This is a genomic window from Sphaerisporangium sp. NBC_01403, from assembly GCF_045040145.1.
Lineage (GTDB): Bacteria > Actinomycetota > Actinomycetes > Streptosporangiales > Streptosporangiaceae > Sphaerisporangium > Sphaerisporangium viridialbum.
This window is the reverse complement of record NZ_CP109534.1, coordinates 2,451,396-2,464,233: the sequence shown is the minus strand read 5'-3', so window position 1 is coordinate 2,464,233 and position 12,838 is coordinate 2,451,396. Positions and strand designations below refer to the sequence as shown.

At 70.2% G+C, this 12,838-nt stretch carries 14 protein-coding genes; 9 read left to right on the top strand and 5 right to left on the bottom strand.

Translation table 11 applies throughout. From position 1 onward, the window contains the following. Positions 1 to 2: 2 nt before the first annotated feature. From OG589_RS10880 to OG589_RS10850, 7 genes are all read left to right on the top strand, one after another. Entirely contained in the window at positions 3 to 803 is an 801-nt protein-coding gene (locus OG589_RS10880) for an SDR family NAD(P)-dependent oxidoreductase (protein WP_405148376.1), read from the top strand. 51 nt (positions 804 to 854) lie between these two features. Beyond that, positions 855 to 992 (top strand): hypothetical protein, encoded by a 138-nt coding sequence (locus OG589_RS10875; RefSeq protein ID WP_405148374.1) that lies wholly within the window; start codon positions 855 to 857, stop codon positions 990 to 992. A 116-nt stretch (positions 993 to 1,108) separates the two neighbouring features. Further along, positions 1,109 to 1,951 (top strand): ABC transporter ATP-binding protein, encoded by an 843-nt coding sequence (locus OG589_RS10870; RefSeq protein WP_405148373.1) that lies wholly within the window; start codon positions 1,109 to 1,111, stop codon positions 1,949 to 1,951. Beyond that, complete coding sequence (locus tag OG589_RS10865) at positions 1,948 to 2,709, top strand: ABC transporter permease (RefSeq protein ID WP_405148371.1); 762 nt, start codon at positions 1,948 to 1,950, stop codon at positions 2,707 to 2,709. Before OG589_RS10870 ends, OG589_RS10865 begins: the two co-directional genes overlap by 4 nt. A gap of 44 nt (positions 2,710 to 2,753) precedes the next feature. Next, the gene (locus OG589_RS10860; RefSeq protein ID WP_405148369.1) at positions 2,754 to 3,533 is read left to right on the top strand and encodes a MerR family transcriptional regulator; all 780 of its coding nucleotides are present in this window, start codon (positions 2,754 to 2,756) and stop codon (positions 3,531 to 3,533) included. A gap of 176 nt (positions 3,534 to 3,709) precedes the next feature. Further along, positions 3,710 to 4,078 carry a MerR family transcriptional regulator gene (locus OG589_RS10855; RefSeq protein ID WP_405148367.1) on the top strand — a complete coding sequence of 123 codons (369 nt, stop codon included), beginning with the start codon at positions 3,710 to 3,712 and terminating at the stop codon, positions 4,076 to 4,078. Beyond that, positions 4,075 to 5,058 (top strand): aldo/keto reductase, encoded by a 984-nt coding sequence (locus OG589_RS10850; RefSeq protein WP_405148365.1) that lies wholly within the window; start codon positions 4,075 to 4,077, stop codon positions 5,056 to 5,058. Before OG589_RS10855 ends, OG589_RS10850 begins: the two co-directional genes overlap by 4 nt. Before the next feature lie 60 nt (positions 5,059 to 5,118). Here OG589_RS10850 and OG589_RS10845 read toward each other — a convergent pair whose 3' ends face one another. The 4 genes from OG589_RS10845 to OG589_RS10830 all read right to left on the bottom strand — a co-directional run bounded on the left by OG589_RS10845 (position 5,119) and on the right by OG589_RS10830 (position 10,242). Next, on the bottom strand, positions 5,119 to 5,868 hold the full coding sequence (locus OG589_RS10845; protein ID WP_405148363.1) for an ABC transporter permease: 750 nt from the start codon (positions 5,866 to 5,868) through the stop codon (positions 5,119 to 5,121). A 15-nt stretch (positions 5,869 to 5,883) separates the two neighbouring features. Then, positions 5,884 to 6,900: an ATP-binding cassette domain-containing protein gene (locus OG589_RS10840; protein ID WP_405152007.1), complete on the bottom strand. Its 1,017-nt coding sequence runs from the start codon at positions 6,898 to 6,900 to the stop codon at positions 5,884 to 5,886. A 112-nt stretch (positions 6,901 to 7,012) separates the two neighbouring features. Next, a complete protein-coding gene (locus OG589_RS10835) occupies positions 7,013 to 7,909 on the bottom strand; it encodes a siderophore-interacting protein (RefSeq protein WP_405148362.1) in 897 nt (298 codons plus the stop codon). A gap of 32 nt (positions 7,910 to 7,941) precedes the next feature. Further along, positions 7,942 to 10,242 carry an ATP-binding cassette domain-containing protein gene (locus tag OG589_RS10830; protein ID WP_405148360.1) on the bottom strand — a complete coding sequence of 767 codons (2,301 nt, stop codon included), beginning with the start codon at positions 10,240 to 10,242 and terminating at the stop codon, positions 7,942 to 7,944. A gap of 74 nt (positions 10,243 to 10,316) precedes the next feature. Between OG589_RS10830 and OG589_RS10825 the strand changes: the two genes are divergently transcribed. After that, on the top strand, positions 10,317 to 11,129 hold the full coding sequence (locus OG589_RS10825) for a TetR/AcrR family transcriptional regulator (protein WP_405148358.1): 813 nt from the start codon (positions 10,317 to 10,319) through the stop codon (positions 11,127 to 11,129). Positions 11,130 to 11,302: 173 nt separating this feature from the next. Further along, positions 11,303 to 11,797, top strand: coding sequence for a universal stress protein (locus OG589_RS10820; protein WP_405148357.1), 495 nt, complete (start codon positions 11,303 to 11,305; stop codon positions 11,795 to 11,797). A gap of 24 nt (positions 11,798 to 11,821) precedes the next feature. Here OG589_RS10820 and OG589_RS10815 read toward each other — a convergent pair whose 3' ends face one another. Further along, positions 11,822 to 12,832 carry a helix-turn-helix transcriptional regulator gene (locus tag OG589_RS10815; RefSeq protein WP_405148355.1) on the bottom strand — a complete coding sequence of 337 codons (1,011 nt, stop codon included), beginning with the start codon at positions 12,830 to 12,832 and terminating at the stop codon, positions 11,822 to 11,824. Between the last annotated feature and the right edge of the window lie 6 nt (positions 12,833 to 12,838).

The window sequence follows — 12,838 nt, the reverse complement described above, 5'->3', positions numbered from 1 at the left end:
CCATGATCTCCCCACGCGACGCGACAGGCCCGGGAGGCTACCTCAAGGAGCTGTTCTCCCTGTCCGGCCGCACGGCCCTGGTCACCGGCGGCAGCTCCGGCATCGGGCACGCCATGGCCGAGGCGATCGGCCGCGCCGGGGCCGCCGTCGTCATCGTCGCCCGCAGGGAACGCGAGCTGGCCGACGCCACCGAACGCCTGCGCGACCACGGGGTGCGCGCCGCCGCCATCAGCGCCGACCTCGGCGACCCCGAGGCCGTCCAGCGCGTGTGCGACCAGGCCGCCACGTTCTTCGGCGAGATCGACATCCTGGTGAACGTCGCCGCCAACAACATCCGCCGCCCCATGAGCGAGCTCACCCCCGGCGACTACGACACCACCATGCGGGTCAACATCACCGCCCCGTACCTGCTCGGCCAGCACTTCGGCCCCCGCATGGCCGCGCGCGGCTGGGGCCGCATCATCAACGTCGGCTCGCAGCAGTCGATCAGCGCGTTCGGCGACAGCGGCGCGTACGGCGTCAGCAAGGCCGCGATCACCGGCCTCTCCCGCTCGCAGGCCGAGGCGTGGTCACCGCACGGGGTGTGCAGCAACACCATCGTGCCCGGGTTCGTGCTCACCCCGCTCACCGAGCCCGCACAGGCCATCCCCGGCCGCGTCGAGGCCCTCGCGGCCCGATCCATGACCGGGCGCAACGGCCTGCCCGCCGACTTCACCGGGGCCGCCGTCCTGCTGGCCGGCGACGCGGCGGCCTACATCACCGGCCAGACGATCTGCGTCGACGGCGGCTTCTCCGTCCACTAGATGAGTAATTCCAAGGGATAGACACCGGTCGGTGATCAGTCGGCCACGTCGATGCGCACCGACCAGGCCGCACGCGACATCCGCAAGGAGAAGACCGAGCACATCTCCGACGCCGCCCAACGCCAGCGGATCGGGCAGATCGAGGACGCGCGGCAGGGCGCCGGGTACTACGACGTTCTCCTTGCCTGACAAGGGTCAGCCAGTCTCGTCGGGGCGCCGGGCCGTAGCTTCCATTTGAGTGGACGAATCGAATCTGCCCTGCGGGCTTGACCTTGACGCTGCGTCAGCCCTCCATGCTGGCTGTCATGAGCATCCCGCCAACAACCAATCAGGTCCAGGGGCCTGCGATCCACGTGCAGGGCCTGGAGAAGTCGTACAAGGAGCTGCGTGTGCTGCGCGGTGTGGACCTCGACGTGGCGCGGGGCAGCATCTTCGCCCTGCTCGGCTCAAACGGGGCGGGCAAGACCACGGTGGTGAAGATCCTGTCCACGCTGCTCAAGGCCGACGCAGGGACTGCCCGAGTCAACGGCTTCGATGTCGCGACGCAGGCCGCCGACGTACGCGAGTCCATCAGTCTCACCGGGCAGTTCGCGGCGGTCGACGAGATCCTCAGCGGGCGGGAGAACCTCGTTCTGGTCGCCAGGCTGAGGCACGTCAAGGACCCGGGCGCGATCGCGGATGACCTACTGAGGCGCTTCTCACTGACCGAGGCGGGCACCCGGAGGGTAGCGACGTACTCCGGTGGCATGCGCCGCCGCCTGGACATCGCGATGAGTCTCATCGGGAATCCGCCGGTCATCTTCCTTGACGAGCCGACGGCCGGGCTGGACCCGGAGGCGCGCATCGAGGTGTGGCAGGCCGTCAAGGAGCTCGCCGGGCAGGGTACGACGGTGCTGCTCACGACGCAGTATCTGGACGAGGCCGAACAGCTCGCCGACCGGATCGCGATCCTCCACCAGGGTCGGATCATCGTGAACGGCACCCTCACCGAGCTCAAGCAGCTGCTCCCGCCCGCCAAGGTCGAATACGTCGAGAAGCAGCCCTCCCTCGAGGACGTCTTCCTCGCCATCGTCGGTGACGACGGCAAGGACGGCGAACGCCGGGCAATGACCGCAGCGTCGGCACGGACGAGTAGGGAACAACGATGACCAAGCATTTCGTCGGCGACACGACCGTCCTGCTGGGACGATCCCTGCGCCACATCACGCGCAGCGTGGACACCATCATCACGACCGTGATCACGCCGATCGCTATGATGCTGCTGTTCGTCTACGTGTTCGGTGGCGCGATCAAATCAGGGTCGGATTCGTATGTGAACTACCTACTGCCCGGCATTCTGCTGATCACGATTGCTTCGGGCATCTCCTACACCGCATTCCGGCTCTTCCTGGATATGAAGAGCGGCATCTTCGAGCGATTCCAGTCCATGCCGATCGCGCGGTCGTCGGTGCTGTGGGCGCACGTGCTGACCTCGCTGGTCGCCAATTTGATCTCGCTCGTGGTCGTCGTGCTCGTCGCCCTCCTCATGGGCTTCCGCTCGGGGGCGGGAGTGCCGGCGTGGCTCGCGGTCGCCGGCATCCTGATCCTGTTCACCCTGGCATTGACATGGATCGCTGTCATCCCCGGCCTCACCGCGAAGAGCGTGGACGGCGCGAGCGCGTTCTCCTACCCGCTCATCTTCCTGCCGTTCCTCAGCTCGGCGTTCGTGCCCACCGACACCATGCCCGGCCCGGTGCGCGCCTTCGCCGAGCACCAACCGGTGACATCCATCGTCAACACGATCCGAGACCTGTTCACCCAGCAGCCGGTCGGTACCGCCATCTGGATCGCCCTCGCCTGGTGCGTCGGCATCCTCATCGTTGCCTACATCTTCGCCAACATCTCCTACCGTCGCAGGATCTCCTGAGCCGGGTCGACCGGCTCTGGGCGAGTTGAGGGCAGGATCAGAGCATGCTGACGATCGGTCAACTGGCGGCGTATGCCGGCGTCACGGTGCGGGCGGTGCGGCACTATCACCAGATCGGACTCCTGCCCGAGCCGGAGCGGGATGCTTCGGGTTACCGGCGGTATGGCGCGAGGGCAGTCGTGTCCCTCATCAAGATCCGCACCCTCGCCAACGCTGGGGTGCCGCTGTCTCGGATCGGTCAGATGCTCGAAGCCGACGCATCGACCTTTGCCGAAGCGGTCCAAAGGATCGACAGCCACCTGCGCGAGGAGATCGAACGGCTTGAGATCAGCCGCAAGCAGATCGCGCAGCTCGCTGCCGGGGACAGTCTGGCGCTCCCGCCGGAAGTGGTCGCCTTTCTCGATCGGCTTCGGGAGATCGGGGTGTCAGAGCGGGTGGTGGAGGGTGAGCGGGACGGGTGGATCCTGGTTTCGGCTCGCTGGCCCGATCGCATCCGCGAGATTATGCCCGGGAAATTCGCGCAGCTCGATGACCCGCAACTCGTTCGGCTCTATCGGGTCCTGTCGGAGATCTCTGAAAGCGACGCAGACGACGACCCGCGTCTGGAGGAAGTCGCAGACATCATGGCCGGCATGGCCGAGCAGGCATACACCTCCGGCGAGATCAACCTCGGCGACGTGGCGCACGACGGTCTACCGTTTGACCTTCTGGACGCACTTGCCGTCGAGTCCGACCCGCGGGCGGAGCGGATGCTGGACCTGATGCGCGAGCGTGGCTGGGTCAGTTGGACCCGGCTGGAGCGGCTGGCGGAGCCGCCCGACTAACCTCCGGGCGCCGTTTCACACCTGGACGTCGACTACTCATGTCGGCAGGAACTCATCTAGCGTGATCGAGCCTTCGGGGAACTCCCAGGACATGGCGCCTTTACAAAGTAAGTCCCCATGATCGGTTTGACTTGGAGTGCGCTCCAACACCGAGACTGGAGGATATGGACGAGGGGATGACCATCGCCGAAGTCGCGCGCCGCACCGGACTGACCGCCCACACGCTGCGCTACTACGAGCGCGCGGGCCTGCTGCCCTCCCCGCCCCCGCGCGGGGTCAACGGCCACCGGTGCTACACCCAGCGCCACCTCGACTGGGTGGTCCTGCTCTCCCGGCTCCGCGCGACGGGCATGTCGATCGCCGGCATGCGGCGCTACGCCGAGCTCGCCGGCAGCGGCGTCCCGACCTCGGGCGAACGCCTGGAACTCCTCCTCGCCCACCGCGCGCAGGTCGCCTCCCGCATCGAACAGCTCCGGGACGACCTGACGCTCATCGACCACAAAATCCAGATCTACCGCAAGAGCATCGAGGAGAACCACGTATGAAGCAGCGAACCCTCGGACAGGGCCTGACCGTCTCCTCTCTCGGCCTCGGATGCATGGGCATGAGCGAGTTCTACGGCCCGGGCGACGAGGCCGAGTCCATGGCGACCCTCCACCGGGCCCTCGACCTCGGCGTCACCTTCCTCGACACCGCCGACATGTACGGGCCGTTCACCAACGAGCGGCTCGTCGGCAGGGCGATCGCCGGACGCAGGGACGAGGTCGTGCTGGCCACGAAGTTCGGCATCCAGCGCGCCGAGGACGGCACCCGCATCGGCGTCAACGGCCGGCCCGACTACCTCCGCCAGGCGTGCGACGCCTCCCTCGATCGGCTGGGCGTCGATCACATCGACCTGTACTACCAGCACCGCGTCGACAGCACGGTCCCCGTCGAGGAGACCTGGGGCGCGCTCGCCGAGCTGGTCGCCGCGGGCAAGGTGCGCCACCTCGGCATCTCGGAGGCCTCGCCGGACGTCGTGCGCCGCGCTCACGCCGTGCACCCGATCACCGCAGGCCAGTACGAGTACTCCCTGTTCACCCGCGACCCCGAGGACCAGATCCTCGGCACCTTCCGGGAGCTCGGCATCGGGCTCGTCGCCTACAGCCCGCTCGGCCGGGGGCTCCTCACCGGCGCGATCACCAGCACGGACCAGTTCGACGCCACCGACTTCCGCGCGCACAACCCCCGCTTCCAGGGCGAGAACTTCGACGCCAACCGCCGGCTGGTCACCCAGATCCAGGAGGTGGCCGAGGCCAAGGGGGTCACCCCGGCACAGCTGGCCCTGGCCTGGGTGCTCGCCCAGGGCGAGGACGTGGTGGCCATCCCCGGCACCAAGCGCCGCACCTACCTGGAGCAGAACGTCGCCGCCCTCGACATCGCGCTGACGCAGGACGAGCTGGCCGCCCTGGAGAAGGCCGCCCCGAGGGACGCCGTCGCCGGCGAGCGCTACCCGACGAACACCCTCCCGCAGATCAGGTCCTGAACCCGCCGCGTGACACGGTTCTCCCGGCCCTGCCCGGGAGAACCGCACGGCCGGGCCCGGCTAGCCGGCCAGCTTCTTCATCGAGGAGACCGACCAGGTCATGGTGAGGGCGCCCAGGGCCAGGGTGAGGCCGAAGGCCAGCGGGATCGAGGAGTCGGTGAAGTCGCCGTCGAAGAGCGACCTGCCCGCCTCGACCGCGTGGTAGAGCGGGTTGAAATTGGCCAGGGTGCGCATCCACTCCGGCGCGAGCGACATGGGCAGCATGATGCCGGTCAGCAAGATCAGCGGCAGCGCGAAGAACTGCATGATCTGCCCCATGCCGTTCTCGTCGCGCAGCGCGAGCGCCATGCCGTACGAAAGGCCGGAGGCGAGCAGGCCGGTGGCCGCCATGAGCAGCAGCATCACCGCGAGGCCCGGCACGCTGGCCCGCATGCCCATCAGCCACGCCAGGCCGACCACCAGCAGCGCCTGCACGACCAGCACCAGCATGTCGCGCAGGGTGCGGCCGAGCACGATCGCGGGGCGCCAGGCGGGGCTGACCGCGAGCCGCTCCAGATAGCCGTTGCGGATCTCGTTGATCATGCCGAAGCCCACGAACAGCGAGCCGAACAGCGCGATCATCATCATCACGCCGGGGGTGAAGAGCTTGAGGGTGTCGGCCATGGTGCCGCCGACGGTCGTGTTGGCCACCAGCGGGGCGAACAGCAGCAGGTACATCACCGGCTGCAGGAGCCCGAACAGCGGCCACACGGGGTTGCGCAGGGTGAGCCTTAGCTCGTAGTCGAGGAACAGCAGGGTCTGTCGGAACACGGGGGGTCCTATCGGTCAGTCCGCGTCGCGGAGCGATCGTCCGGTGTGGCGCAGGAAGACGTCGTCGAGCGTGGCCCGGTCCAGGGAGATCGACCGGATGGCGAGGCCGCCGTCCTCAAGAGCCCGCAGCAGATGCGGGAGGTGGTGCTCGCCGTCGTCGACGTAGGCGCGCAACGTCTCGTCCTCGGTGCGGACCTCTCGCACGTACGGCTGCGCGGACAGCAGCGCCCGGGCGGACTCGTTCACGCCGGGCCCTCCCGCCGAGAGCGCCCGGCCGGGCCCGGGGGCGACGTCCTCGGCGCCGTCTCCCAGCTTGAGGGTGACGACGTCGCCCGCCACCTCCTTCTTGAGCTCGGCCGGGCTGCCCTCCGCCACCACCAGGCCGTGGTCGATGATGACCAGCCGGTCGCAGAGCGCGTCGGCCTCCTCCAGGTAGTGGGTGGTCAGCAGCACGCTGGTGCCCTGCCTGCGCAGGGAGCGCACCTCGTCCCACAGGTTGGCGCGGTTCTGCGGGTCGAGCCCGGTGGTCGGCTCGTCCAGGAAGAACAGCGGCGGGCGGTTCACCAGGCCGACGGCGAGGGAGAACCGGCGCTTCTGGCCGCCTGACAGCGTCCTGACGGGCCGGTCGGCGAACTCGGCGAGGCCGAACGCGGCCAGGAGCTCCTCGCTCCTGGCCTCCGCCTGCCTGCGCGACATGCCGCCGAGCCGCCCGGCGAACACCAGCCCGGCGCGCCCCGGCGAGTTCTCGTCCAGGCCCCCGGCCTGGCCGACGTAACCGATGCTCCGGCGCACCTTGCCCGGCTCCCTGGCCACGTCGTGGCCCGCGACCCTGGCGGTGCCCGCCGTCGGCGGGATGAGGGTGGCCAGCATCCTGATGGTCGTGGTCTTGCCCGCGCCGTTGGGCCCGAGCACGGCGAAGATCTGCCCGGCCTCCACCTCGAGGTCGACGCCCCTGACCGCCTCCACCTGCTCGGTCCTGCCACGGCCCCGCCGGGCGGTGAACGTCTTGCGCAGCCCACGCGCCTCGATGATCAAAGGATCCTCCGTCCAGGACGGCTCGCGCCGTCCGCTCGATCGGCCGGCGAGCCCGGCGTCAGACGTGGGGTCGAACCCCACCGGGAGGGGCTCACCTGCCTCCTCAATGTCAGCCGTTCTCGGGGGCCTGGGCGTCCGCCGACATCTCCCGCGCACGTGCCAGCAGCTCCTGCGCGTCGGCGAGGTCCTGCTGGGTGGGGGCGTCGTCCTGGGTCAGCCTGAGCCGCCAGTAGCCGGTGAAGTCGATCGACCGCTTGTCCACGCCGCGGTCGCCGACCAGGTGCCGGCGCAGCGCGCGTACCGTGCCCGCCTCGCCGGCGAGCCACGCGAACACCCGCCCCGAGGGGAACTCCGCCCCGCGCACGGCCTGGAGCAGCGCGTCGCCGTGACCGGGCGGCACGTGCCCGCGGTGCACCCAGTGGACGCTCACCTGGCCGCGCGAGGCGAACGACTGCTCGTCGGCCGCGCCGCCGACCTCGACGTAGGCCACGGCCCGGAAACCCTCGGGCAGCGACTCGACCAGCGTGCCGATCGCCGGCAGGGCCGCCTGGTCCCCGGCCAGCAGCAGCCAGTCGCTCGCGCCGATGGCGGCGCTGAGCGGGACGGGCCGGGCGAACATCGCCGACGGGCCGAACCTGCCGAGGACGTCACCGGGCCGCGCCGACTCCGCCCACCGCGCCGCCGGGCCGGCGTCCCCGTGCAGCACGAAGTCGATGTCGACCGTCTTGCGCTCACGGTCGGCGGCCCGGATGGTGAAGCTGCGCATCCACGGCCGCTCGTCCTCGGGGATCGCGTTGAAGGCCTCATACCAGCGCATGAAGTCACCGCCGGGCTCGGGAAGCCTCGGCACCGCCTGGCCCGGCTTCGGGAAGTAGAGCTTCACCTGCTGGTCGGGCTCGTCGCCGATCGCGGCGGCGAGATCACCCGCGTCGAAGGTGACCCGCGCCATGTGCGGGGTGACGCGCCTCACATCGGTGACCGTGATCAACGAGACGGCCAGGTCCATCGAATCCTCCATAAGACAATAGGTGGGGTCCGCTATGCTCCGGCGCCCTTGAGATAGGCGCGCAGGTGCTGGGCGGTGAGCGAGTCCCCATGGGCGACGAGGTCGGCGGGGGTGCCGGTGAACACCACCCGGCCGCCGTCGTGACCGGCGCCGGGGCCGAGGTCGATCAGCCAGTCGGCGTGGGCCATCACGGCCTGGTGGTGCTCGATCACGATGACGGTGTCGCCGTCGTCGACGAGCCGGTCGAGCAGGGCCAGCAGCCGGCCCACGTCGGCAAGATGCAGGCCGGTGGTCGGCTCGTCCAGCACGTACGTCGTGACCTTCTCGGCCATGTGGATGGCCAGCTTGAGCCGCTGCCGCTCGCCCCCGGACAGGGTCGTGAGCGGCTGCCCGAGAGCAAGGTAGCCCAGGCCCACGGCGTCGAGCCGGTCGAGGATGACCCTGGCGGGACCCGAGGGGAAGAACCCGAGTGCCTCGGCCACCGGCATGCCGAGCACCTCGCTGATGTCCTTGCCGCGCAGCTTGTAGGTGAGCACCTGGGGGGTGAACCGCTTGCCCTCGCACTGCTCGCAGACCGAGGCCACCCCGGCCATCATGGCGAGGTCGGTGTAGACCAGGCCGATGCCCTTGCAGGTGGGGCACGCGCCTTCGGAGTTCGCGCTGAACAGGGCGGCCTTGACCCCGTTGGCCCTGGCGAAGGCGGTTCTGATCGGGTCGAGCAGGCCGGTGTAGGTGGCCGGGTTGCTGCGGCGGGAGCCGCGGATCGCGGACTGGTCGACCACGACCACGCCCTCCCTGCCGCGAAGCGAGCCGTGGATCAGCGAGCTCTTGCCCGATCCGGCCACACCGGTGACCACGGTGAGCACGCCGAGCGGGATGTCGACGCTCACGTCCTTGAGGTTGTGCAGGCTCGCGCCGGTGATCGGCAGCCGCGCGTGAGAGGTGCGCACGTGCTCGCGAAGCTGGGCCCGGTTGTCCAGGTGGCGCCCGGTCAGGGTGCCCGAGCCCCGGAGCCCGGCCAGGTCACCGGTGAAGCACACCTGCCCCCCGGACGGGCCCGCCCCCGGGCCGAGGTCGACCACGTGGTCGGCGATCTCGATCACCTCGGGCTTGTGCTCGACGACCAGGACGGTGTTGCCCTTGTCGCGCAGGCGGAGCAGCAGGTCGTTCATCCGCTGGATGTCGTGCGGGTGCAGCCCCACCGTGGGCTCGTCGAAGACGTAGGTGACGTCGGTGAGGCTGGAACCGAGGTGGCGGACCATCTTCACCCGCTGGGCCTCTCCCCCGGACAGGGTGCCCGACTCGCGGTCGAGGCTCAGGTAGCCGAGGCCGATCTCGACCAGTGAGTCCAGCGTGTTGAGCAACGTGCCGAGCAGCGGCGCGACCGACTCGTCCTCGATGCCCCTGAGAAAGGCCGCCAGGTCGCCGATCTGCATGGCCGAGCACTGGGCGATGTTGAGCCCGCCGATCGTGGCGGCCAGCGCGGCGGGGTTGAGCCTGGTGCCGCCGCACGCGGGGCAGCCGGTGAACTTCACGGCCCGGTCGAGGAACGCCCGGATGTGCGGCTGCGCCGACTCGCGGTCCTTGTCGAGGAAGACCCGCCGCACCTTGACGACGAGCCCCTCGTAGGTGGTGTTGACGCCGCCCACCTTGATCTTGGTGGCGGGCTTGTACCGCAGGAGGTCCTCCCACTGGGTGGGGCTGTAGTCCCTCAGCTTGACGTCGGGGTCGAAGAACCCCGACTGGGCCACGATCTGCCAGTACCACGAGCCGACCGCGAAGCCTGGGATGGTGATCGCCCCCTCGTTGAGCGAGAGGCCGACGTCCACGAGCTGGGTCACGTCGATGTCGGACACCCGGCCGAGCCCCTCGCACTCGGGGCACATGCCTTCCGCGCTGTTGAAGCTGAAGGCGGACGAGGTGCCGGCGTGGGGGGTGCCGAGCCGGCTGAACATGATGCGCAGCATGGTGTGGGCGTCGGTCGCCGTGCCGACCGTGGAGCGGGAGTTGGCCCCCATGCGCTCCTGGTCGACGACGATCGCGGCGCTGAGGTTGCGCAGGGCGTCGACGTCGGGCCGGCCGAGGCTCGGCATGAACGACTGGACGAACGCCGTGTAGGTCTCGTTGATGAGGCGTTGCGACTCGGCGGCGATGGTGCCGAAGACCAGAGAGGACTTTCCCGACCCCGAGACGCCGGTGAAGACCGTGAGCCGCCGCTTCGGGATGTCCAGCGAGATGTCCGCCAGGTTGTTCTCCCTGGCCCCGCGCACCTCGATCACGTCGTGGCCGTCCGCGGCGTCCCGCCCGTACCCGCTGGGCTGATCGGGATCCATATGATCGCTCCTGATATCCTTACGCCATAAAGAGATAGCCTGACAAAGTTACTTTATGCCATAAGGAGTTGCAAGTGGTCGTCTACGCGGGACAGGGCGATACGCACCGTTCGATGGCCCTGCTGTGGCGCGCGGCGGGATCCGGGCCGGTCCGCACCGGCCCGGGCCCCAAGCCGGGGCTGAGCGTGGACCTGATCGTGGACACCGCCATCGCCGTCGCCGACGCCGAGGGCATGGCGGCGCTGTCCATGCGCGCGGTGGGCGAGCGGCTCGGGCGCACGGCCATGGCCCTGTACACCTACGTCCCCAGCAAGAGCGAGCTGGTCGACCTGATGTACGACCGGGCGCTGGCCGAGCTGCCCACCGGGTACGAGCTGGGCACGGGCTGGCGGCCGGCCACGACGGCCTGGGCCGAGGACACCTGGGCGTTCTACCTGCGCCATCCCTGGGTGCTGCAGGTGTCGCAGGCGCGCCCGGTGCTCGGCCCCAACGAGTACGTCTCGCTCGAGACGCTGCTGCGCGTCCTGCGCGAGACCGGGCTGGACGCCGGGGTGCTGCGGCGCCTCGTCGGCACGCTGTTCCACTTCGTGCGCGGCGCGGCGCAGACGATCGCGGAGTCACGGCAGGCCGCGGCGGCGACCGGGGTGTCCGACGAGGAGTGGTGGTTCGCCCGCTCGTCCCTTCTGGAGCAGGTCGCGCCCGACTTCGCCGAGCGGTTCCCGATGGTGACCTGGCTGCAGCTCAAGGCCGCCGAGGACGAGCACGCGGCGGGGGACGACACGGTGCCCTATCTGGAGCGGGAGGCGAGGAAGACCTTCGAGGCCGGCCTCGCCGTCGTCCTCGACGGCATCGAGGCCGCCGTGAACGGAGCCGGGCCACGTTCCTGACGCCTTTACTTTGTAGATTCAGAGCCGGGATCCCCCGCCGGGCACGGGCTTCCAGACCCTCACAGAGAGCCGTCACGACCTGTGCAGAAAATGTGACATTTAGTGGTGATTTTCCCAGCACTTTGGCGGGACGTCACTCCGGGCAGGCGATGCTCGATGGGGAGGAGGTTCCCGTGACGCACAACACGACCCGGCCACGCATCGTCGTGGGCGTGAGCCACTCCCCCGCCGCGACCGCCGCACTGCTCTGGGCGCTCGGTGAGGCCCGGCTGCGAGACGCGGTGCTCCAGCCCGTGCACGCCTGGCAGTGGTCCGGGCAGCATCGCGCCTCGTACGCGCCGATGGGCTCCTGGCGCTCCCATGACGACGAGTACGAGGCGGCCAGGGCGCAGACGCGCGCCATCGTGGCCCAGGTGGCCCCCTCGATCGAGCCCATCGTGGCGCAGGGCCCTCCCGCCCAGGTGCTGCTCAACCACTGCGAGGACGCCGAGATGCTCGTGCTCGGCATTCGCAGGCCCGAGCCGGGCACGCCCGTGACCGCCGCCCCGGTGCTCGCCGCGTGCGTCATGGGGGCCCGGTGCCCGGTCGTGGTGGTCTCTCCCCACGCGGTCGGCGCGCCGGCGTTCCAGTCGTACGACGAGAGCCTCAGCGCGGTGCGGGCCGTGTGAGGTCCCGGCCGTACGACGCGGGCCTCAGCGCGGTGCGGGCCGGGTGAGAGACGCGGGGGCGCCCGCGCCGTACACCGCCGCCAGCTCCGACACGGTCGAGGCCATCATCTCGCGCAGCTCGGGCGGGCCGAGCACCTCCAGGCTCGCGCCCATCCTGAGCAGGAGCCAGCAGGCGTGCCTGACCGACTCGACGGGCAGCCGCAGCACCCTCCAGCCGTCCTCGCCAGGCGGGCCCGCGTCCGCCAGCGCGGTGTCCACCGGCCGGGTGCCAATGGTCACCCGCAGCAGGCCCTCCGCGCCGGGCGCCAGCCGTACGGTGGCCTCGGCGGTGTACATGCGGTCGCGGAAGTCGGCCGAGTAGGCCTGCCAGAAGTCCGCCAGGTCGAAGTCCTCCGGGCGGGCGAAGCGCTCGGCCAGCACCTCCACCGAGATCACGCGCGCGACGCGGTACGTGCGCGCCGGCGCGTCGTCCGGAGCCGCGACCATGTACCACGAGCCTCCCTTCAGCACCAGGCCGTACGGGCGCACCTGCCGCACGACCTCGGACGGGCCCCAGCGGCGGTAGACCATGCGGATCTCGCGCCCCTCCCACACGGCGTCGGCGACGGTGCCGAGGTGCGGGACGTCGTCGGCGTCGCGGTACCAGCCGGGCACGTCCAGCAGGAACCGGTCGCGCATGCGCGAGGCGTGCGAGCGGGGCTCGGGCGGCAGGGCGGCCAGCAGCTTCAGCTCGGCGGCGGCGGCCACCTCGCCGAGGCCCAGCTCCGCGGCCGGGCCGGGCAGCCCCGCCAGGAACAGCGAGGAGGCCTCCTCGGCGGTCAGGCCGTTGAGCCGGGTGCGGTAGCCGTCGAGGAGCCGGTAGCCGCCCGCCGGTCCGCGGTCGGCGTAGACCGGGACGCCGGAGGACGAAAGGGCCTCCACGTCGCGGTACACGGTGCGCACCGAGACCTCCAGTTCCTCCGAGAGCTCGGCGGCCGTCATCCGGCCGCGCGTCTGGAGCAGCAGGAGGAGGGACAGGAGCCTGCTTGCGCGCATACCGCC

What these genes read in the sequence shown, in the direction of transcription:
- OG589_RS10880 (WP_405148376.1), top strand. Translation starts at nt 3, where the DNA reads ATGATCTCCCCACGCGACGCGACAGGCCCGGGAGGCTACCTCAAGGAG.
- OG589_RS10875 (WP_405148374.1), top strand. Translation starts at nt 855, where the DNA reads ATGCGCACCGACCAGGCCGCACGCGACATCCGCAAGGAGAAGACCGAG.
- OG589_RS10870 (WP_405148373.1), top strand. Translation starts at nt 1,109, where the DNA reads ATGAGCATCCCGCCAACAACCAATCAGGTCCAGGGGCCTGCGATCCAC.
- OG589_RS10865 (WP_405148371.1), top strand. Translation starts at nt 1,948, where the DNA reads ATGACCAAGCATTTCGTCGGCGACACGACCGTCCTGCTGGGACGATCC.
- OG589_RS10860 (WP_405148369.1), top strand. Translation starts at nt 2,754, where the DNA reads ATGCTGACGATCGGTCAACTGGCGGCGTATGCCGGCGTCACGGTGCGG.
- OG589_RS10855 (WP_405148367.1), top strand. Translation starts at nt 3,710, where the DNA reads ATGACCATCGCCGAAGTCGCGCGCCGCACCGGACTGACCGCCCACACG.
- OG589_RS10850 (WP_405148365.1), top strand. Translation starts at nt 4,075, where the DNA reads ATGAAGCAGCGAACCCTCGGACAGGGCCTGACCGTCTCCTCTCTCGGC.
- OG589_RS10835 (WP_405148362.1), bottom strand. Translation starts at nt 7,909, where the DNA reads ATGGACCTGGCCGTCTCGTTGATCACGGTCACCGATGTGAGGCGCGTC.
- OG589_RS10830 (WP_405148360.1), bottom strand. Translation starts at nt 10,242, where the DNA reads ATGGATCCCGATCAGCCCAGCGGGTACGGGCGGGACGCCGCGGACGGC.
- OG589_RS10815 (WP_405148355.1), bottom strand. Translation starts at nt 12,832, where the DNA reads ATGCGCGCAAGCAGGCTCCTGTCCCTCCTCCTGCTGCTCCAGACGCGC.